22 protein-coding genes are annotated in these 21,223 nt (G+C 45.7%); 21 read left to right on the plus strand and 1 reads right to left on the minus strand.

The genetic code is table 11. The features are described 5' to 3' along the window. The first annotated feature begins 35 nt into the window (after positions 1–35). From M1M80_RS08650 to spoVM, 16 genes are all read left to right on the plus strand, one after another. Complete coding sequence (locus M1M80_RS08650) at positions 36–911, plus strand: YicC/YloC family endoribonuclease (protein WP_019258365.1); 876 nt, start codon at positions 36–38, stop codon at positions 909–911. Positions 912–987: 76 nt separating this feature from the next. Continuing rightward, positions 988–1,257: an extracellular matrix/biofilm regulator RemA gene (gene remA / locus M1M80_RS08655; RefSeq protein ID WP_003154355.1), complete on the plus strand. Its 270-nt coding sequence runs from the start codon at positions 988–990 to the stop codon at positions 1,255–1,257. Between the two features lie 7 nt (positions 1,258–1,264). Then, positions 1,265–1,879, plus strand: coding sequence for a guanylate kinase (gene gmk / locus M1M80_RS08660; protein WP_003238626.1), 615 nt, complete (start codon positions 1,265–1,267; stop codon positions 1,877–1,879). A 3-nt stretch (positions 1,880–1,882) separates the two neighbouring features. Further along, positions 1,883–2,086: a DNA-directed RNA polymerase subunit omega gene (gene rpoZ / locus M1M80_RS08665; RefSeq protein ID WP_003221520.1), complete on the plus strand. Its 204-nt coding sequence runs from the start codon at positions 1,883–1,885 to the stop codon at positions 2,084–2,086. 81 nt (positions 2,087–2,167) lie between these two features. Further along, positions 2,168–3,388 carry a bifunctional phosphopantothenoylcysteine decarboxylase/phosphopantothenate--cysteine ligase CoaBC gene (gene coaBC, locus M1M80_RS08670; RefSeq protein WP_060398606.1) on the plus strand — a complete coding sequence of 407 codons (1,221 nt, stop codon included), beginning with the start codon at positions 2,168–2,170 and terminating at the stop codon, positions 3,386–3,388. Next, on the plus strand, positions 3,385–5,802 hold the full coding sequence (gene priA, locus M1M80_RS08675) for a primosomal protein N' (protein WP_060398607.1): 2,418 nt from the start codon (positions 3,385–3,387) through the stop codon (positions 5,800–5,802). Before coaBC ends, priA begins: the two co-directional genes overlap by 4 nt. Positions 5,803–5,828: 26 nt before the next feature. Then, positions 5,829–6,311, plus strand: a complete 483-nt coding sequence (def, locus tag M1M80_RS08680; protein WP_060398608.1) for a peptide deformylase — start codon at positions 5,829–5,831, stop codon at positions 6,309–6,311. A gap of 4 nt (positions 6,312–6,315) precedes the next feature. Continuing rightward, positions 6,316–7,269, plus strand: coding sequence for a methionyl-tRNA formyltransferase (gene fmt / locus M1M80_RS08685; RefSeq protein ID WP_060398609.1), 954 nt, complete (start codon positions 6,316–6,318; stop codon positions 7,267–7,269). Beyond that, complete coding sequence (rsmB, locus tag M1M80_RS08690) at positions 7,256–8,599, plus strand: 16S rRNA (cytosine(967)-C(5))-methyltransferase RsmB (protein WP_060398610.1); 1,344 nt, start codon at positions 7,256–7,258, stop codon at positions 8,597–8,599. Before fmt ends, rsmB begins: the two co-directional genes overlap by 14 nt. A gap of 3 nt (positions 8,600–8,602) precedes the next feature. After that, the gene (gene rlmN, locus M1M80_RS08695; protein ID WP_003238612.1) at positions 8,603–9,694 is read left to right on the plus strand and encodes a dual-specificity RNA methyltransferase RlmN; all 1,092 of its coding nucleotides are present in this window, start codon (positions 8,603–8,605) and stop codon (positions 9,692–9,694) included. 6 nt (positions 9,695–9,700) lie between these two features. After that, positions 9,701–10,465: a protein-serine/threonine phosphatase PrpC gene (prpC, locus tag M1M80_RS08700; protein WP_003238611.1), complete on the plus strand. Its 765-nt coding sequence runs from the start codon at positions 9,701–9,703 to the stop codon at positions 10,463–10,465. Then, positions 10,459–12,405, plus strand: a complete 1,947-nt coding sequence (gene prkC, locus M1M80_RS08705) for a serine/threonine protein kinase PrkC (RefSeq protein ID WP_060398611.1) — start codon at positions 10,459–10,461, stop codon at positions 12,403–12,405. The genes prpC and prkC overlap by 7 nt, the downstream gene beginning before the upstream one ends. Before the next feature lie 14 nt (positions 12,406–12,419). After that, entirely contained in the window at positions 12,420–13,316 is an 897-nt protein-coding gene (gene rsgA / locus M1M80_RS08710; protein ID WP_060398612.1) for a ribosome small subunit-dependent GTPase A, read from the plus strand. 4 nt (positions 13,317–13,320) lie between these two features. Then, positions 13,321–13,974 carry a ribulose-phosphate 3-epimerase gene (gene rpe / locus M1M80_RS08715; protein WP_060398613.1) on the plus strand — a complete coding sequence of 218 codons (654 nt, stop codon included), beginning with the start codon at positions 13,321–13,323 and terminating at the stop codon, positions 13,972–13,974. A gap of 70 nt (positions 13,975–14,044) precedes the next feature. After that, on the plus strand, positions 14,045–14,689 hold the full coding sequence (locus tag M1M80_RS08720; RefSeq protein ID WP_003238606.1) for a thiamine diphosphokinase: 645 nt from the start codon (positions 14,045–14,047) through the stop codon (positions 14,687–14,689). Positions 14,690–14,758: 69 nt separating this feature from the next. Next, positions 14,759–14,839, plus strand: coding sequence for a stage V sporulation protein SpoVM (spoVM, locus tag M1M80_RS08725; protein WP_003221545.1), 81 nt, complete (start codon positions 14,759–14,761; stop codon positions 14,837–14,839). 72 nt (positions 14,840–14,911) lie between these two features. Here the strand turns inward: spoVM and rpmB are convergent, their stop codons facing one another. After that, positions 14,912–15,100: a 50S ribosomal protein L28 gene (gene rpmB / locus M1M80_RS08730; RefSeq protein WP_003221548.1), complete on the minus strand. Its 189-nt coding sequence runs from the start codon at positions 15,098–15,100 to the stop codon at positions 14,912–14,914. Between the two features lie 278 nt (positions 15,101–15,378). Between rpmB and M1M80_RS08735 the strand changes: the two genes are divergently transcribed. From M1M80_RS08735 to recG, 5 genes are all read left to right on the plus strand, one after another. Then, positions 15,379–15,741, plus strand: coding sequence for an Asp23/Gls24 family envelope stress response protein (locus M1M80_RS08735; RefSeq protein ID WP_003238605.1), 363 nt, complete (start codon positions 15,379–15,381; stop codon positions 15,739–15,741). Between the two features lie 15 nt (positions 15,742–15,756). Further along, a complete protein-coding gene (locus tag M1M80_RS08740) occupies positions 15,757–17,418 on the plus strand; it encodes a DAK2 domain-containing protein (RefSeq protein WP_060398614.1) in 1,662 nt (553 codons plus the stop codon). A gap of 138 nt (positions 17,419–17,556) precedes the next feature. Continuing rightward, complete coding sequence (gene sdaAB / locus M1M80_RS08745) at positions 17,557–18,219, plus strand: L-serine ammonia-lyase, iron-sulfur-dependent subunit beta (RefSeq protein WP_003238602.1); 663 nt, start codon at positions 17,557–17,559, stop codon at positions 18,217–18,219. 23 nt (positions 18,220–18,242) lie between these two features. Then, on the plus strand, positions 18,243–19,145 hold the full coding sequence (gene sdaAA / locus M1M80_RS08750; RefSeq protein WP_003238601.1) for an L-serine ammonia-lyase, iron-sulfur-dependent, subunit alpha: 903 nt from the start codon (positions 18,243–18,245) through the stop codon (positions 19,143–19,145). Then, complete coding sequence (gene recG, locus M1M80_RS08755; RefSeq protein WP_060398615.1) at positions 19,123–21,171, plus strand: ATP-dependent DNA helicase RecG; 2,049 nt, start codon at positions 19,123–19,125, stop codon at positions 21,169–21,171. Before sdaAA ends, recG begins: the two co-directional genes overlap by 23 nt. Positions 21,172–21,223: the final 52 nt, after the last annotated feature.

Consider the following 21,223-nt stretch of genomic DNA (forward strand, 5'->3'; position numbering starts at 1 on the left):
TTATTATAGAACAGGGAAGAATTGGGTGTTTTAAAATGATACGAAGTATGACAGGCTTCGGCAGTGCAAGCAAAACACAAGATGATCTCTCTGTAAGCGTTGAACTTAAATCTGTGAACTACAGATTTAAAGAAGTGAACGCTCGTTTGCCAAGGCCTTTGCTATATTTTGAAGATAAGCTGAAACAGACCATTCTGCAGCATATCCATCGCGGAAGAATTGAACTTTTCGTATCCGTTGACAGCGATATGCTTGTTGAGAAAAGGCTTGAAATTGATTGGCCGCTGCTCGATGAGTTTGTCGCAGCTGCGAGAGATATGAAGAAGCGGTATCAATTGTCTGCAGAGCCTGATGTAATGGATTTCTTCAAGCTTGACCATGTAGTTCAGATTCATGAAGAACAGACGCAAAATGACAAGCTGGAGGCGTTAATCACCGCTGCTGCAGAGGAAGCGGTAAAAGGGCTCTGTGAAATGCGTGAAAAAGAGGGGCTGCTTTTAGCAAAAGACTGCCTGCTGCACATTGATCAGCTTGAAGAGCTGGTGAAAGAGACTGAATTGCTGGCAGCGGATGTCGTATCTCGTTACCGGGAACGGCTGTACGCCAGAATAAAAGAATGGACTGAAGACGTGTTAGACGAGAGCCGGCTTGTAACAGAATGCGCTATTTTTGCAGACCGCTCTGATATCACTGAAGAGATTACCAGGCTGAAGAGCCACTTCGCCCAGTTTCGTGATATATTAGCTGGAGGCGGAGCTGTCGGGCGCAAACTCGACTTTCTCGTTCAGGAGCTGAATCGGGAAGCAAATACAATCGGCTCAAAAGCAAATGATCATCAGATCACAAAGCTTGTCGTCGAAATGAAAAGTTCTATTGAAAAAATAAAAGAACAAGTGCAAAATATAGAATAGTGACTGTGCGTATTGTTTACAGACGGTCTTACTAGGCTAAACTAGAGACGTCTATTTTACAGGGGGAACGTAGAAGATGACGATTAAACTGATTAATATCGGATTTGGCAATATTATCTCCGCCAATCGGATGATTTCGATTGTCAGCCCGGAGTCTGCGCCAATCAAACGAATGATCCAGGATGCAAGAGACCGCGGAATGCTAATTGACGCTACATACGGGCGAAGAACCCGTGCAGTTGTCGTCATGGATAGTGATCACATTATCTTATCTGCCGTCCAGCCTGAGACAGTTGCACACAGACTTTCTGTTAAAGAAGAAATTATGGATGAAGGGCAGGGATAATTGCCGCATGAAAGAAAGAGGGTTATTAATCGTTCTCTCAGGTCCCTCAGGAGTTGGTAAAGGAACGGTTCGGCAAGCGATTTTTTCGCAGGAAGACACAAAATTTGAATATTCGATTTCAGTAACCACAAGAAGTCCGCGAGAGGGCGAAGTGAACGGAGTCGATTATTTTTTCAAAACGAGAGATGAATTCGAGCAAATGATTGCAGACAACAAGCTGCTTGAATGGGCAGAGTATGTCGGCAATTATTACGGCACGCCTGTCGATTATGTTGAACAGACGCTTCAAGAAGGAAAAGACGTCTTTTTAGAAATCGAAGTTCAAGGCGCTCTTCAAGTGAGAAATGCTTTCCCGGAAGGCCTGTTTATTTTCCTTGCGCCTCCAAGCCTTTCTGAACTGAAGAACAGAATCGTGACAAGAGGAACGGAAACAGACGCTCTGATTGAAAATCGAATGAAAGCCGCAAAAGCTGAGATCGAAATGATGGATGCTTATGATTATGTTGTTGAAAACGATAATGTCGAAACGGCTTGCGATAAAATCAAAGCAATCGTTCTCGCTGAACATTTGAAGCGCGAGCGCGTTGCGCCAAGATATAAGAAAATGCTGGAGGTTGAATAACCAATGTTAGATCCGTCAATTGATTCTTTAATGAATAAATTAGATTCGAAATACACGCTCGTGACTGTTTCCGCGAGACGTGCCCGAGAAATGCAAATCAAAAAAGACCAAATGATTGAACATACGATTTCACACAAATATGTAGGCAAAGCTTTAGAAGAAATTGATGCAGGCCTGCTTTCGTTTGAAAAGGAAGACCGCGAATAGTAGCACAAGTAGCAACCTATATCATGTAGGTTGTTATTTTTTTCCGTGCGGTTTTTGTAAAGTGCAGAGGGGGAGAAGTCATTGCTTAATAATCGAAATGTGTTACTTTGCGTGAGCGGAGGCATCGCTGTTTATAAAGCCTGTGCGTTAACGAGCAAGCTGGTTCAGGCAGGAGCAAATGTCAAAGTGATTATGACTGAATCAGCATGTCGGTTCGTCTCACCGCTGACATTTCAGGCATTGAGCCGCCATGAAGTCTATACAGATACATTTAAAGAACAAAATCCAAGCGTCATATCTCATATTGATGCCGCAGACTGGGCCGACTTGGTTATCGTGGCGCCGGCTACGGCTAATGTGATTGGAAAACTGGCAAACGGCATTGCTGATGATATGCTGACGACAACATTGTTAGCAGCAACGGCTCCCGTTTGGATCGCGCCGGCGATGAACGTTCACATGTACGACCACCCGGCAGTCAAACGAAATATTTCTGTTCTTTATCAGGATGGTTTTCGTTTTATTGAGCCGAGCGAGGGCTATTTAGCATGCGGTTATGTAGGAAAAGGCAGATTGGAAGAGCCTGAAAATATCGTGAAGCTAGCCGAAAAGCATTTTGCTGACGAAAAAGTCGCTCCTTTGGAGGGCAAACGTGTGGTCATTACAGCTGGTCCGACAAGGGAAGCGGTTGATCCTGTCCGATTTTTCACCAATAAATCAACGGGCAAAATGGGATATGCATTAGCGGAGGCTGCTGTCCAGCTCGGCGCACAGGTAACCTTAATCTCTGGCCCTGTTTCGCTGGATCTGCCGAAAGGCCTTTCTCAGTTTATCCCTGTTCAATCGGCTGCGGATATGCGCGAAGCGGTGCTCTCTGTGTATGACGCAAGCGATATTGTCATCAAAACAGCTGCAGTAGCCGATTTTACGCCGAAAACAGTGTTTGACCATAAAATGAAAAAACAAGACGGCGGGATGACCCTTGAATTAAAAAGAACGGTTGATATTTTGAAAGAATTGGGCGAGAAAAAGCAGGAGCAGCTATTGGTCGGATTTGCCGCTGAAACACAAGACGTTGAACACTATGCCCGTAAAAAGCTCGCCGCCAAAAATCTTGATATGATTGTGGCAAATGATGTAAAAGCAAATGGGGCCGGTTTTGGTGCTGATACGAATATCGTGACAATCTTCTTCAAAGACGGGCGCAAACGCGAGCTGCCGATGATGTCTAAGCTCGATGTTTCTTTTGAAATCCTTCAGGAGATCGCAGCCCTCTTAACACAAACCGGAGAGCGCCCATGAATTTTGCCGAAGTCATCGTTGATGTCAGCACCAAAAATATAGACAGGCCTTTTGATTACAAAATCCCAGACCATCTCAAGGGCATGATCAAAACGGGCATGCGGGTCATTGTTCCGTTTGGCCCCCGTAAAATTCAAGGATTTGTGACAGCTGTCAAAGAAGCATCTGATCTCTCGGGGAAGTCTGTCAAGAAAGTAGAGGATTTATTAGATCTTACACCTGTTTTGACAGAGGAGCTTATGAATCTGTCATCATGGCTGTCCGACAAAACGCTGTCTTTTAAAATAACGGCGCTTCAAGCGATGCTGCCTGCTGCATTAAAGGCGAAATATGAAAAAGAATTAAAAATCGCAGACGGCGCCGATCTTCCGCCTCAAGTGGAACGGCTGTTTTCTGAAACAAAGACTCTGCTGTATTCGGATATACCCGATCACGATACGCTGAAAATGATTCAAAAGCATGTTCAAAAAGGCAGCATTGACGTGACGTATAAAGTCGCGCAAAAAGCCAATAAAAAAATGGTCAGGCACATTCAGGCAAATGCGAGTAAAGAAGAGCTTGCCAAGCAGGCTGAGGGATTATCCCGCCAAGCAGCAAAGCAGCAGGCAATTCTTCACTTTTTCATCGCTGAGCCGGAAGGGGTGAAAATCCCTGCGGCGGAATTGTGCAACAAAACGGATGCGAGCTCTGCGACCATCAAAACCCTGATCCAAAAGGGGCTTTTGAAGGAAAGCTATGAAGAGGTTTACAGAGATCCCTATCAGGACAAAATGTTCAAAAAAACAGAACCGCTCCCGCTGACAGACGAACAGAGCGCTGCCTTTGAGCCAATACGTCAGACCTTGGACAACGATGAGCATAAAGTGTTCCTTCTTCACGGCGTGACAGGAAGCGGAAAAACAGAAATTTATCTGCAATCGATTGAAAAAGTACTGGCGAAAGGAAAAGAAGCCATCGTCCTCGTACCGGAAATCTCGCTGACGCCGCAGATGGTCAATCGCTTCAAGGGCCGTTTCGGCTCTCAGGTTGCAGTCATGCACAGCGGATTATCCACAGGGGAAAAATATGACGAGTGGCGCAAAATCCACCGGAAGGAAGTGCGGCTTGTCGTCGGCGCCAGATCAGCTATTTTTGCTCCATTTGAAAATCTCGGCATGATTATCATCGATGAAGAGCATGAATCCTCTTATAAACAAGAAGAAATGCCGCGCTATCATGCGAAAGAGGTGGCAATCAAGCGGGCTGAGCATCACAGCTGTCCTGTTGTGTTAGGCAGTGCTACCCCAACATTAGAGTCATATGCACGGGCGCAAAAGGGTGTGTACGAGCTTCTTTCGCTGAAGCATCGCGTTAACCGCCAGGTGATGCCTGAGGTTTCCCTTGTCGATATGAGAGAGGAGCTCCGAAACGGGAATCGCTCGATGTTTTCAGTTGAATTGATGGAAAAGCTTGAAGAAACGATTGCCAAGGGTGAGCAGGCCGTGCTGTTTTTAAATAAAAGGGGCTATTCTTCCTTTGTGATGTGCAGGGATTGCGGATATGTCCCGCAATGCCCGCACTGCGACATTTCCATGACGTATCATCGTTACGGCCAAAGGCTGAAATGCCATTATTGCGGACATGAGGAGCCTGTTCCGCATACTTGTCCCGAATGCACAAGCGAGCATATTCGTTTTTTCGGAACGGGAACACAGCGGGTGGAGGAAGAGCTGACAAAAGTTCTGCCAAATGCGAGAGTGATTCGGATGGATGTTGACACGACATCGCGGAAAGGCGCCCATGAAAAATTATTGTCAGCTTTCGGAGAAGGAAAAGCGGATATTCTTCTCGGAACGCAAATGATCGCAAAAGGGCTTGATTTTCCGAATGTCACACTTGTCGGAGTGTTAAGTGCCGATACCACACTTCATATTCCTGATTTCAGATCGGCCGAAAAAACATTTCAGCTGTTAACGCAAGTCAGCGGCCGGGCAGGCAGGCATGAAAAGCCCGGCCATGTCATCATTCAAACGTACACACCGTCCCATTACAGCATCCAGCTGACGAAGACGCACGATTATGAAACGTTCTATCAGCACGAAATGGCGCACAGGAGAGAGCAAGCCTATCCGCCCTATTACTTTTTGGCTCTTGTGACTGTTTCTCATGAGGAAGCGGCGAAAGCAGCTGTTACTGCTGAAAAAATCGCTCACTTTTTGAAAGCAAACTGCGGAGCTGACACGAAAATTCTCGGGCCAAGCGCGTCGCCGATAGCCAGGATCAAAGATAGATATCGCTACCAATGCGTGATAAAATACAAACAGGAAACCCAGTTATCCGCTTTGTTGAAGAAGATACTGGAACATTATAAACGCGAAATTGAACAAAAGCATGTAATGATTTCAATTGATATGAATCCTTATATGATGATGTAAGATCTCACGTCTTGGAGGGTAACAAATTGGCAGTAAAAAAGGTTGTCACACATCCTGCGGAGGTGTTGGAAACACCTGCGGAAACCGTGACTGTTTTTGATAAAAAGGTAAAAAAGCTGCTTGATGATATGTACGACACCATGCTTGAAATGGATGGAGTCGGACTGGCAGCGCCGCAGATCGGCATTTTAAAAAGAGTGGCTGTCGTAGATATCGGAGATGACAGCGGGAGAATTGATCTCGTTAATCCCGAGATTTTAGAAAAAAGCGGTGAGCAAACCGGAATTGAAGGATGCCTGAGCTTTCCTGGCGTCTATGGTGATGTCACACGTGCCGATTATGTCAAAGTGCGTGCGCTTAACCGTCAGGGAAAACCGTTCATTCTGGAAGCGCGAGGTTTTTTAGCGAGAGCCGTGCAGCACGAAATGGACCACTTAGACGGTGTGCTGTTTACATCTAAAATAAGCAAATACTATACAGAAGATGAACTAGCGGATATGGAAGGATGATTTGATGACGAGGATCGTATTTATGGGGACGCCGGATTTTTCAGTTCCTGTTTTAAGAACCCTGATAGAGGATGGTTATGAAGTAGTGGGGGTCGTCACACAGCCGGACCGTCCGAAGGGCAGAAAAAAAGTGCTGACACCTCCTCCGGTAAAGGAAGAGGCATTGCGTCACGGCATCCCGGTTCTTCAGCCGGAAAAAGTCAGATTGAAAGAAGAAATTGAGAAAGTGCTGGCTTTAAAGCCAGACCTTATTGTAACGGCAGCATTCGGACAAATTTTGCCTAAGGAGCTTCTCGACAGCCCGAAATACGGCTGCATTAACGTTCACGCGTCACTTTTACCGGAACTGCGCGGGGGGGCTCCGATCCATTATTCCATTCTGCAGGGAAAGAAAAAAACCGGTGTTACCATTATGTATATGGTAGAAAAATTGGATGCCGGCGATATGATCTCAAAAGTGGAAGTGGACATTGAAGAAACCGATAATGTCGGAACGCTGCACGATAAATTAAGCGTAGCTGGCGCGAAGCTATTGTCTGAAACAGTTCCAAACGTCATTGCCGGCAGCATATCACCTGAAAAGCAGGATGAAGAGAAAGCGACATACGCGCCTAACATCAAAAGAGAGCAAGAGCTGATCGATTGGTCTAGAACAGGTGAAGAGCTTTACAACCAAGTCCGCGGCTTAAACCCTTGGCCTGTTGCCTATACGACTCTTAATGGACAAAACTTGAAAGTGTGGGCGTCGAAAAAAATACCCGCACAAACAAAAGCTGAGCCCGGCACAGTCGTTTCGGTTGAAAAGGAAGGGATTATAGTAGCCACAGGTAACGATACGGCCCTGTTATTAACCGAACTTCAGCCGGCCGGCAAAAAACGCATGAAAGGCGAGGACTTTGTGCGCGGTGCTCATGTTGAAGCCGGTGATAGGTTAGGAGTAAACAATGAAAAAAAATAGTGTTCGTGATATCGCCCTAGAGGCGCTGGTCAAACTAGAACAAAACCAGGCATACAGCAACCTGCTACTGAAATCGGTCATTAAATCAAATGAGCTGAGTGATCAGGACAGAGGGCTTTTGACTGAACTTGTCTACGGTACATTGCAAAACAAGATCGCGCTCGATTATATGCTCAAACCGTTTATTAATAAGCCTCAAAAAGTAAAGCCGTGGGTGATTCAGCTTCTTCGCCTATCCTTGTATCAAATGGAGTATTTGGAGAAGATTCCAGAGAGGGCGGCTATCCATGAAGCGGTCGAGATAGCTAAAATCCGCGGACACAAAGGCATTGCATCATTTGTCAACGGCGTGCTTCGTTCCATTCAGCGCGAAGGTGTTCCATCCTTTGACGCTATCGAAGATCCTGTCCGCCGGCTGGCGACAGAGACAAGCCATCCGGAATGGCTTGTGAAAGAGTGGGCGGATGCATATGGATTTGATGCGGCTGAAAAGATTTGCCGCATCCACCTCATTCCGCCGAAGCAGACACTGCGGGTCAATCAAATGAAAACAGACAGATCGGATTTGCTTAATCAAATGGCTGCTGAGGGAATCGAAGTTGAAAAAGGCGATCTGGCTGAAGACGCTGTGAAGCTCTTAAAGGGATCAATCGCTGGAACTCATTTCTTCCAAAACGGTGAAGTTTCCATTCAGGATGAGAGCTCCATGCTCGTCGCCCGCGCCCTTGATCCTAAGCCCGGTGAAACGGTGCTTGACGCGTGTGCCGCGCCTGGAGGAAAGTCGGCTCATATCGGAGAATTGATGGAGAACAAGGGAAGCGTTACATCACTTGATCTTCACAAGCATAAAGTGAAGCTGATCAAAGAAGCTGCAGATAGGCTTGGCCTTACAATCATTGACGCGAAAACGATGGATGCGAGAAAAGCAGGCGAAACGTTTGAAAATGGACAGTTTGACCGGATATTGGTCGATGCCCCGTGTTCAGGTTTTGGTGTCATCCGAAGAAAGCCGGACATGAAATACACGAAAAAACCTGATGACAGCGCGCGGCTTGCTGAAATCCAGCTGTCGATCTTGAGGGAAATCGCACCATTAGTAAAAAAAGGTGGCACTCTTGTCTACAGTACGTGTACAATGGACCGGACAGAAAATGAAGAAGTAATACATGCGTTTATACAAGAACATCCTGATTTTGAACCCGATTTGTCTCTTGAAAAGCGGCTGCCCGAAAAGGCGAGACCCTTTGTTCGGGATGGAAGGGTGCAAATCCTTCCTCATTATTTCGGAACAGATGGTTTCTTTATTTGCAGCATGAGAAAGAAGGGATAAGTAATGGCAGAACTAAAAAAAACAAAAGTAAGAAAAGAATTGCGGACAGAGCGCCCGTCTATTTATTCTTTTGAATTAGATGAAATCAAACAATGGCTGACAGACAACGGAGAGAAACCGTTCCGCGCGGCACAGATCTTTGAATGGCTATATGAAAAACGCGTGTCTTCTTTTGAAGAAATGACAAACTTGTCAAAGGATCTGCGTGAGAAATTAAGCGCTCATTTTGAGATGACGACGCTGAAAACGGCTGTTAAACAAACCTCTCAAGACGGTACGATGAAGTTTTTGTTCGAGCTGCATGACGGTTATACAATCGAAACCGTTTTAATGAGACACGAGTATGGCAATTCTGTATGTGTAACGACACAAGTCGGCTGCCGTATTGGCTGTACGTTTTGCGCGTCAACACTCGGAGGTTTGAAACGAAACCTTGAAGCGGGTGAAATTGTCGCTCAAGTACTCAAAGTTCAAAAGGCTCTGGATGAAACGGATGAACGTGTCAGCTCTGTGGTGATTATGGGAATTGGTGAACCTTTTGATAACTTTAATGAAATGCTTGCTTTCTTGAAAATCATTAACCATGACAAGGGCCTGAATATTGGTGCTCGTCATATTACGGTTTCTACAAGCGGCATCATCCCGAAAATTTACGAATTCGCTGATCAGAAAATGCAGATTAACTTTGCAATTTCTCTGCACGCGCCGAATACAGAAATCAGAAGCCGTTTGATGCCGATTAACAGAGCCTATAAACTGCCTGATTTAATGGAAGCCGTTAAATATTATATTAATAAAACGGGACGCCGTATCAGCTTTGAATACGGGCTGTTCGGGGGCGTAAACGACCAGGTCGAGCACGCTGAAGAACTTGCCGACTTGCTGGAAGGAGTCAAATGCCACGTAAACTTGATTCCGGTAAACTACGTGCCTGAACGGGACTATGTGCGTACACCACGTGATCAGATTTTTGCTTTTGAGAAAACGCTGAAATCCCGCGGAGTAAATGTCACAATCCGAAGAGAGCAAGGACATGACATTGACGCAGCCTGCGGTCAGCTTCGCGCGAAGGAGCGTCAAGACGAGACGAGGTGATGAGGGTTGTTAACAGCCTTAAAAACAGATACAGGGAAAATCCGCCAGCATAATGAAGATGATGCGGGAATATTCAAGGGGAAAGATGAATTTGTATTAGCGGTTGTCGCTGATGGCATGGGCGGCCATCTTGCTGGAGATGTTGCAAGCAAGATGGCTGTGAAAGCCATGGGGGAAAAATGGAATGAGGCAGAAACGATTCCAGTTGCGCCCTCGGAATGTGAAGAGTGGCTTATTGAACAGATTCTTGCGGTAAACAGCAAAATATACGATCACGCCCAGGCCCACGAAGAATGCCAAGGTATGGGGACGACGATTGTATGTGCGCTTTTTACAGGGAAAACGGTTTCTGTTGCCCATATAGGTGACAGCAGATGCTATTTGCTCCAGGACGATGATTTCATTCAAGTGACAGAAGATCATTCGCTTGTAAATGAACTGGTTCGCACTGGAGAGATCTCCAGAGAAGACGCCGAACATCATCCGCGAAAAAATGTGTTGACGAAGGCACTTGGAACAGACCAGTCAGTCAGCATTGATACACGTTCCTTTGACATTGAAGCCGGGGACAAACTGCTTCTATGTTCTGACGGACTGACGAATAAAGTGGAAGGCACTGAATTAAAAGACATCCTGCAAAGCGATTCAGCTCCTCAGGAAAAAGTAAACCTGCTTGTGGACAAAGCCAATCAGAATGGCGGGGAAGACAACATTACAGCAGTTTTGCTTGAGCTTGCTTTACATGTTGAAGAGGGTGAAGATCAGTGCTAATCGGCAAGCGGATCAGCGGGCGTTACCAAATTCTCCGCGTTATAGGCGGTGGGGGAATGGCCAACGTGTATTTAGCTGAGGATATCATTCTAGACCGTGAAGTCGCAATCAAAATCCTTCGGTTTGACTATGCGAATGACAATGAGTTTATCAGGCGTTTCCGCAGAGAAGCCCAATCCGCATCAAGCCTTGATCACCCGAATATTGTCAGCATTTACGATTTGGGCGAGGAAGGCGATATTTATTATATTGTCATGGAATACGTTGAGGGCATGACGCTCAAAGAATACATAACAGCAAACGGGCCGCTTCACCCTAAAGAAGCGCTGAACATCATGGAGCAAATTGTCTCAGCTATTGCTCATGCCCATCAAAATCAGATTGTTCACAGAGACATTAAGCCGCATAACATTTTGATTGACCACATGGGAAATATCAAAGTGACGGATTTCGGAATTGCGACGGCACTGAGTTCGACCACAATCACCCATACCAATTCTGTCCTGGGCTCAGTCCATTACTTATCACCTGAACAGGCGCGGGGCGGTTTGGCGACAAAAAAATCGGATATTTATGCGCTTGGAATCGTTTTATTTGAGCTTTTAACCGGCCGTATCCCGTTTGATGGAGAATCGGCAGTCAGCATCGCCTTAAAGCATCTTCAGGCGGAAACTCCTTCGGCGAGAAGGTGGAATCCGTCAGTACCCCAAAGCGTTGAAAACATCATACTAAAGGCAACTGCCAAAGATCCTTTTCATCGCTACGAAACGGCTGAAGACATGGAAGCAGACATACAAACAGCTTTTGACGCCGACAGACTCAATGAAAAGAGATTTACCATTCAAGAAGATGAAGAAATGACAAAAGCGATTCCTATCATTAAAGATGAAGAGCTCGCTAAAGCTGCTGGCGAAAAAGAAGCTGAATCGACATCCGTCCAAGAGAATAAAACAAAGAAAAACGGCAAAAGAAAAAAGTGGCCGTGGGTATTGCTCACGATATGCATCGTTTTCATCACGGCTGGAATTCTCGCTGTCACTGTTTTCCCATCGCTTTTTATGCCTAAAGATGTCAAAATACCTGATGTCTCCGGAATGGAATACGAAAAGGCGGCAGGCCTTTTGGAAAAAGAAGGTTTGCAGGTTGATTCTGAGGTTTTGGAAATCTCGGATGAGAAAATTGACGAGGGCCTGATGGTAAAAACGGATCCTAAAGCGGATTCCACAGTCAAAGAAGGAGCAACGGTCACGCTTTATAAGAGCACCGGAAAAGCAAAAACGGAGATCGGTGATGTGACAGGCCAACCGGTCGATCAGGCAAAAAAAGCGTTAAAGGACCAGGGGTTTAAACATGTAACGGTGAATGAAGTGAATGACGAGAAAAACGCGGGTACTGTCATTGACCAGAATCCGTCAGCAGGGACTGAGCTTGTGCCGAGTGAAGATCAAGTCAAGCTCACAGTCAGTATCGGACCCGAAGACATTACGCTTAGAGACTTGAAAACTTACAGTAAAGAAGCAACGTCTGGATATCTGGAAGACAACGGGCTGAAGCTGATAGAAAAAGAAGCATACTCGGATGACGTTCCAGAAGGACAGGTTGTTAAACAAAAACCAGCAGCAGGAACGGCAGTAAAGCCGGGAAACGAAGTTGAAGTGACATTCTCTCTCGGACCTGAGAAAAAACCTGCGAAAACAGTGAAAGAAAAGGTCAAGATCCCCTACGAGCCAGAAAATGAAGGTGACGAGCTTGAAGTGCAAATCGCGATTGACGATGCGGATCGCAGCATCTCTGACACTTATGAAGAATTTAAGATAAAAGAGCCGACTGAACGGACGATCGAACTAAAGATTGAACCCGGCCAAAAAGGGTATTATCAAGTGATGGTAAACAATAAAGTCGTCAGCTACAAAACCATTGAGTATCCAAAAGATGAATAACAAGGAGGGAAAATATGCCTGAGGGCAAAATTATTAAGGCGCTAAGCGGCTTTTACTATGTACTGGATGAATCAGAGGATTCAGATAAATTGATACAATGCAGAGGAAGAGGCATTTTCAGAAAGAACAAAATTACCCCTCTCGTCGGCGATTACGTTGTGTATCAGGCTGAAAATGATAAAGAGGGATATCTGTTAGAAATTAAAGAAAGAACCAATGAGCTTATCAGGCCGCCAATTTGCAACGTTGATCAAGCGGTCCTTGTATTCTCAGCGGTTCAGCCTTCTTTCAGCACGGCATTGCTCGACCGCTTCTTGGTTCTTGTTGAGGCCAATGATATTCAGCCGATTATATGCATTACAAAAATGGATCTGATTGAAGATCAAGATACACAAGATGCGATTCAAGCCTATGCACAGGACTACCGGAAAATTGGTTATGACGTGTATCTCACCTCCTCTAAGGACCAAGACAGTTTAGCGGACATCATCCCGCATTTTCAGGACAAAACAACGGTGTTTGCCGGTCAGTCCGGTGTTGGAAAATCCTCGCTTCTCAACGCGATCAGTCCGGAGCTCGGTTTGAGAACAAACGAGATTTCCGAGCATTTGGGCCGCGGGAAACACACAACCCGTCACGTGGAGCTGATTCACACGTCCGGAGGCTTGGTTGCGGATACTCCGGGATTCAGTTCGCTTGAATTCACAGACATTGAGGAAGAAGAGCTGGGCTATACCTTCCCTGATATTAGAGAAAAAAGCTCTTCATGCAAATTTAGAGGCTGTCTGCATTTAAAAGAGCCGAAATGTGCGGTGAAACAAGCTGTTGAAGACGGGGAATTAAAGCAGTACCGCTATAACCATTATGTTGAATTTATGACGGAGATTAAAGACAGAAAGCCGAGGTATTAGCATAATGATAAAGGTTGCACCATCTATTCTTTCCGCTGATTTTGCCGCTTTAGGCAATGAGATTAAAGATGTAGAAAAGGGCGGAGCCGATTGTATTCATATTGATGTCATGGACGGCCATTTTGTCCCGAATATCACGATCGGTCCGCTGATTGTAGAAGCTGTCCGGCCGGTAACAGATCTGCCGCTTGATGTTCATTTAATGATAGAGGAGCCGGATCGTTATATCACGGATTTCGCGAAAGCGGGCGCAGATATCCTGTCTGTGCATGCTGAGGCATGTCCACACCTGCACCGCACCATCCAGCTCATTAAAGAGCATGGCGTGAAGGCCGGTGTTGTTCTGAACCCGCATACGCCTGTTCAAGTCATCGAGCATGTTTTTGACGATCTTGATCTTGTTCTTTTAATGACGGTGAACCCGGGATTTGGCGGGCAGAAATTTATTCATTCAGTCCTTCCTAAAATAAAAGAGGTTAAGCGAATGGCCGATGAAAGAGGAAAAAAAGATCTGTTAATTGAAGTAGACGGCGGCGTCAACAAAGAAACCGCTCCGCTAGTCATTGAAGCGGGCGCAAATTTACTCGTTGCCGGCTCAGCTGTTTATGGCCAGCCTGACCGCAAAAAAGCGATTTCTGAAATCAGAGGAAGCAAATAAGCAAATCAAAAAAGAGCTGGGCATACTGAGCCTAAGCTCTTTTTCCTGTATGCAGAGAAAGGAATCAGTGATGAAAACAATCAATATCGTTGCGGGAGGCCCTAAAGATCTCATTCCCGATCTAACCGGCTATACGGCTGAACACATCCTCTGGATCGGTGTCGACAAAGGCACGGTCACTCTTTTAGATGCCGGGATCATTCCTGATGAAGCCTTTGGAGATTTTGACAGCATAACAGAGCAAGAACGCCGCCGAATTGAAAAAGCCGCTCCCGCACTCCATGTGTATCAAGCAGAAAAAGATCAAACAGATTTAGACCTCGCCCTTGACTGGGCGCTGGAAAAGCAGCCGGATATCATTCAGATTTTCGGCATTACAGGCGGCAGAGCTGATCATTTTTTAGGAAACATCCAGCTTCTGTACAGAGGTGTAAAAACAAATATAAAAATTAGGCTGATAGACAAACAAAATCATATTCAAATGTTCCCTCCCGGTGAATATGATATTGAGAAGGATGAAAACAAGCGATATATCTCCTTCATACCGTTTTCCGAAGAAATACATGAGCTGACCCTGGACGGTTTTAAATATCCGCTAAATAAGTGTCATATTACGCTCGGTTCAACACTATGTATTAGTAACGAACTCATTCATTCACGAGGTACTTTTTCGTTTACAAAAGGCATATTAATAATGATAAGAAGCACGGATTAGCATGTGCTTTCATTCATTTGCTGAAATCAATGAACAGGCGGTTACGGGACGTTATAGGAGGGGACAAAAATGAAATTTTACACCATTAAATTGCCGAAGTTTTTAGGAGGAATTGTCCGGGCGATGCTGGGCTCATTTAGAAAAGATTAATGCCCAGGGGTTCAAAGCCCTCTTTCACCACATAAAAACGCCTGCCACATATCGGGGCAGGCGTTCATTTTGTTATACACGCTCAACTTTACCGGATTTCAAAGCTCGAGCAGATACATATACTTTTTTAGGTTTTCCGTTCACAAGGATACGAACCTTTTGAAGATTCGCGCCCCAAGTGCGCTTAGAAGCGTTCATTGCGTGAGAACGGTTATTCCCAGCTGTTGTTTTTTTACCTGTGATAACGCATTTACGTGCCATTTGTTTCCCTCCTCACTTGCACAAAACATCTACTTTTAAACATTCATATGATCTTAGATGCTTTCGATATGGATACTTTAAATAATTTACCACAGCTAAAAAACGTTTGCAACTATTGTTTCATCATCTTTCAAGAAAATTCACTTGACATCTTGCAGAAACAGCGGCGCTATAGTATATGTAGAGGGACGGGCAGCAATACCCGGGTCTTTTCTTTTCATAATGGAAACCATATAGTAGAATAGCTGTAACTCTATGCATTCGAAGGAGGAACTAGTGTGTCCATTGAATTAAGAACGAAGTACGGGCAGATTGATATATCTAATGAAGTCATTGCGATGGTTGCAGGAGGGGCGGCGATTGACTGTTACGGCATTGTCGGCATGGCCTCCAAAAACCAGATTAAAGACGGACTGACTGAAATCCTTCGGAAAGAGAATTTCAGCAGGGGTGTCCAAGTTCGCCAAGAAGGAGAACAGATACATATTGACATGTATATCATTGTCAGCTATGGCACGAAAATTTCTGAAGTGGCACATAATGTCCAAACAAAAGTAAAGTACACAGTAAACCAAACCATCGGACTGGCAGTGGACTCTGTCAATATTTATGTCCAAGGCGTACGAGTGACGAACCCGTAGTTAGGAGGAGTAGGATTGTCTATCAGAACATTAGACGGCAGAACCTTTGCCGAGATGATTCTTGCGGGAGCGCAGAATCTGTCTCAAAACGCGAGTGCGGTTGATGCGCTGAACGTGTTTCCGGTGCCGGACGGCGATACGGGAACAAACATGAACCTGTCGATGACTTCCGGAGCAAGAGAAGTGGAGCAAATGGATACGGATGATATCGGTAAGGTGGGCTCCGCGTTATCTAAAGGACTGCTCATGGGAGCACGCGGAAATTCAGGAGTTATCCTGTCCCAATTGTTCCGCGGCTTCAGTAAAAGCATTGAAACGAAAAAAGAAATTAATGCGTTAGAGTTTGCACAAGCACTGCAAGCAGGTGTTGATATGGCGTATAAAGCTGTCATGAAACCTGTAGAAGGCACCATTTTAACAGTTGCAAAAGATGCTGCGAAAAAAGCGGTGGCTCTGGCAGAAAAAGAAACCGATATCACAGCGCTGATGACTGCTGTGACAGGTGAAGCAGAGGCGTCTTTAAACAGGACCCCTGAATTGCTTCCTGTCCTGAAGGAAGTAGGAGTCGTCGACAGCGGCGGCAAAGGCCTGCTTTGTGTGTATGAAGGTTTTCTTGCTTCATTAAAAGGTGAAATTGTGCCTCAGAAAGCAGTTCTTCCGTCACTTGACGACATGGTCAGCGCAGAGCATCACAAGAGCGCGCAAAGCATGATGAATACCGAAGATATTGAATTTGGTTTTTGTACCGAAGTGATGGTTAGGCTCGATCAGACAAAACGAGAATTCGACGAAGGCACGTTCAGACAAGACCTAAGCCAGTTCGGTGATTCTCTGTTAGTCATTGCGGATGAATCGCTGGCAAAGGTTCATATTCATGCGGAAGAGCCGGGAAATGTATTAAACTATGCCCAGCATTACGGTGAATTGATCAAAATTAAAATAGAAAATATGAGAGAACAGCATACCTCCATCATCAGCCAAGAAAGCAAGCCTGCTGAGAACGAAAAACCGCCGGCAAAGCAGCCGTATGGCATTGTGACTGTAGCGATGGGAGAAGGCATTTCTGACTTATTCAAAAGCATCGGCGCTTCTGTTGTGATTGAAGGCGGGCAGACCATGAACCCGAGCACTGAGGATATTGTCGAGGCCGTGAAATCTGTAAATGCAGAAACGGTGTTTATCCTACCGAATAACTCAAACATCATCATGGCTGCTAATCAAGCGGCCAGCGTAATGGGTGAACAGGTTTTTGTCATTCCTGCCAAAACGGTTCCGCAAGGGATGTCAGCCCTGCTGGCATTTAATCCGGATCAAGAAACTGAAGCGAACGAAGCCAATATGCTCAGCGCCATTCAGCAAGTAAAAAGCGGGCAGGTGACGTACTCAGTCAGAGACACTCATATTGACGGCAAAGATATTAAAAAAGGCGACTTTATGGGAATTCTGAATGGAACGATTATCGGCACTGCTGAAGATCAGCTGTCAGCCGCGAAAATGCTGATGTCAGAAATGATCGGAGAAGACGACGAAATTGTCACCATCCTATATGGTGAGGATGCGTCTCAGGAAGAAGCGGAGGAGCTTGAAGCGTTTCTTAGTGAAAAGTACGAGGAGATTGAGGTTGAGATCCACAACGGAAAACAGCCGCTGTATTCGTATATAGTTTCTGCAGAATAGAAGGGCGATTCGCCCTTCTATTCTTATGTCTGCTTTTAAGTGCGGCAGCGCTGTAACGCGCCCGCTTGCCATTTTATATGTGATCAATTAGTCTAGAAGCAAAGCGCTTATAAGCTCTTGTTCATAAGGAGGAATAGCATGAAATACAGAAGCGTTTTTGATATTATCGGCCCGGTTATGATCGGTCCGTCCAGCTCGCATACAGCGGGAGCGGCGAGAATTGGGAGAGTGGCCAGAAGTTTATTTGGCAGAGAGCCTGAGAGCATCGTCGTATCCTTTTACGGCTCTTTTGCGGAAACGTATAAGGGCCACGGCACAGATGTCGCGATTATCGGCGGATTGCTTGATTTTGATACATTCGACGAACGAATTAAAACCGCTATAAAAATTGCAGAAGATAAAGGAATTGATATAGAGTTTCGGGTTGAAGATGCTGTCCCGGTCCATCCGAACACAGCCAAAATCACCATTTCTGATGAAAAGGGAGAGCTTGAGCTGACGGGTATTTCAATTGGCGGAGGAAAGATTGAAATCACAGAATTAAATGGTTTTGAACTCCGGCTTTCAGGAAATCATCCGGCCATATTGGTTGTTCATAATGACAAGTTTGGCACGATTGCCGGTGTTGCCAATGTTTTGGCGAAATTTTCAATCAACGTAGGCCATATGGAAGTAGCCCGAAAAGATATCGGCCAGCTTGCGCTGATGACAATAGAAGTCGATCAAAATATTGACGACCACGTTCTCGACGAGCTGTCGAAGCTGCCGAATATTATTCAAGTGACAAAGATTGCTGACTAGAGAAAGGTCAGGAGGAGCCAGTTATGTTTCGTAATGTAAAGGAATTAATTGAGATTACTAAAGAAAAGCAAATATCCATCTCTGAGGTAATGATCGCACAAGAGATGGAAGTAACAGAAAAAACAAAAGAAGAGATTTTTCAGCAGATGGATCACAATCTGACTGTTATGGAAGCGGCGGTTCAGAAAGGACTCGAGGGAGTTACGAGCCAAACGGGCTTAACAGGCGGGGATGCCGTTAAATTGCAGGCCTATATTCAATCAGGAAAAAGCCTGTCTGGACCGCTGATTTTAGATGCGGTATCGAAAGCTGTTGCAACAAATGAAGTAAATGCAGCCATGGGAACGATCTGCGCGACACCGACTGCAGGTTCTGCTGGTGTGGTGCCAGGCACGTTATTTGCTGTAAAAGAAAAGCTGAACCCAACAAGAGAACAAATGATCCGCTTTTTATTTACGGCCGGTGCTTTCGGATTTGTTGTGGCTAATAACGCAAGTATTTCCGGCGCCGCCGGGGGATGTCAGGCAGAGGTTGGATCAGCCTCAGGCATGGCAGCTGCGGCGATTGTTGAAATGGCAGGCGGAACGCCCGAACAAAGCGCAGAGGCCATGGCCATTACATTAAAAAATATGCTTGGCCTTGTGTGCGACCCTGTTGCGGGGCTTGTTGAAGTGCCTTGCGTGAAACGGAATGCAATGGGCGCGTCAAATGCGATGATTGCTGCTGATATGGCATTGGCAGGCATTACAAGCCGCATCCCATGTGATGAGGTTATCGATGCAATGTATAAAATTGGCCAAACGATGCCCACTGCACTTAGAGAAACAGGACAGGGCGGTTTAGCAGCAACACCGACTGGAAGAGAATTAGAGAAAAAAATTTTCGGAGGAGCGCTAGGTTCACGTGAAACAACATCAGCAAACTAGTATAGCTAACATTAAGGGTATTGGGCCGGAAACAGAAAAAACATTGAATGAACTCGGTATTTATGACATTTCTGATCTTCTGAATTATTTCCCTTATCGCTATGATGACTACGAGCTGAGGGATTTAGAAGAAGTGAAGCATGATGAAAGAGTTACCGTCGAAGGGAAGGTTCATTCAGAGCCTTCTCTTACCTATTACGGAAAGAAACGAAACCGGCTGACATTCAGGCTTCTTGTCGGCCACTATTTAATCACAGCCGTATGTTTTAACCGTCCTTATTTGAAGAAAAAGCTTTCGCTTGGCTCTGTTGTGACGGTCTCCGGTAAATGGGACAAGCACCGCCAAACCATCTCTGTTCAGGAGTTAAAAAACGGGCCGCATCAAGAGGATAAAAGCATTGAACCAGTGTATTCTGTGAAAGAAAATGTGACCGTCAAAATGATGAGACGCTTTATTCAACAGGCGCTGACCCAATATGCAGACTCACTTCCGGATCCTCTTCCGGAAAAGCTAAGAACAAGCTATAAGCTGCCGGACTATCAACAGGCGTTAAAAGCAATGCACCAGCCTGAAACAAGAGAAGCGTTAAAGCTTGCCAGACGCCGGTTTGTTTACGAAGAATTTTTGTTGTTTCAGTTGAAAATGCAGGCGTTCCGAAAGGCGGAAAGAGAGCAGACTCAAGGGATACGGCAGCGTTTTTCAAACGAAGAACTCATGAGATTTATCAAAAGCCTCCCGTTTCCCCTCACAAACGCCCAGTCGCGCGTGCTTCGCGAAATAACATCAGACATGTCTTCTCCATACAGAATGAACCGTCTTCTTCAAGGGGACGTAGGATCAGGAAAAACGGCAGTCGCCGCCATTGCGCTGTATGCCGCGATTCTGTCCGGATACCAGGGAGCGCTCATGGTGCCGACAGAAATTCTGGCCGAACAGCATGCTGATTCGCTCGTTTCACTATTTGAAAAGTGGGATGTCAGCGTCGCCCTTTTGACAAGCTCTGTCAAAGGAAAGCGGCGAAAAGAACTGCTTGAGCGCCTTGCGGCGGGAGAGATTGATATTCTTGTAGGAACCCACGCTTTAATCCAAGATGAAGTGGAGTTTAAGGCGCTGAGCCTCGTTATTACAGATGAACAGCATAGATTTGGAGTTGAGCAGCGCAAAAAGCTTCGGAACAAAGGGCAGGATCCCGATGTTCTCTTTATGACAGCCACTCCAATCCCAAGAACGTTAGCCATTACAGTGTTCGGTGAAATGGATGTATCTGTCATTGATGAAATGCCGGCGGGACGAAAACAAATCGAAACCTATTGGGTAAAGCATGACATGCTGGACCGTATTTTGGCATTCGTCGAAAAAGAATTAAAGCAGGGCAGGCAGGCTTATATCATCTGCCCGCTGATTGAAGAATCAGACAAGCTTGATGTGCAAAACGCCATTGACGTGTACAATATGCTTTCTGACATTTTCCGGGGGAAATGGAACGTCGGTCTTATGCACGGAAAGCTGCATTCTGATGAAAAAGATCAGGTCATGAGAGAATTCAGCGCGAATCACTGTCAAATTCTCGTATCAACCACTGTTGTTGAGGTTGGCGTGAATGTTCCGAATGCAACCATTATGGTGATTTATGATGCCGACCGTTTCGGGCTGTCACAGCTTCACCAGCTGCGCGGCCGTGTCGGACGGGGTGAGCATCAATCTTTCTGCATTCTGATGGCCGACCCTAAATCAGAAACAGGAAAAGAACGGATGAGAATCATGTCCGAGACCAATGACGGCTTCGAGCTATCTGAAAAGGACCTTGAACTGAGAGGCCCCGGGGATTTCTTCGGGAAAAAACAAAGCGGTATGCCTGAATTCAAGGTGGCGGACATGGTTCATGATTACAGAGCGCTTGAAACAGCAAGGCAGGATGCTTCGAATCTTGTGGCTTCTGACGCGTTCTGGAAGGAGCCGGAATACGGTGCGCTGAGAGAGCATTTGCTGAAGAGCGGCGTAATGGACGGGGAAAAATTGAGCTGAGCACCAGAAGTTTTTGGTGTTCAGCCAGAAACAATCGTTGCATTCCAATCTA

Origin of the sequence: Bacillus inaquosorum, assembly GCF_023238325.1 — a bacterium.
GTDB lineage: Bacteria > Bacillota > Bacilli > Bacillales > Bacillaceae > Bacillus > Bacillus inaquosorum.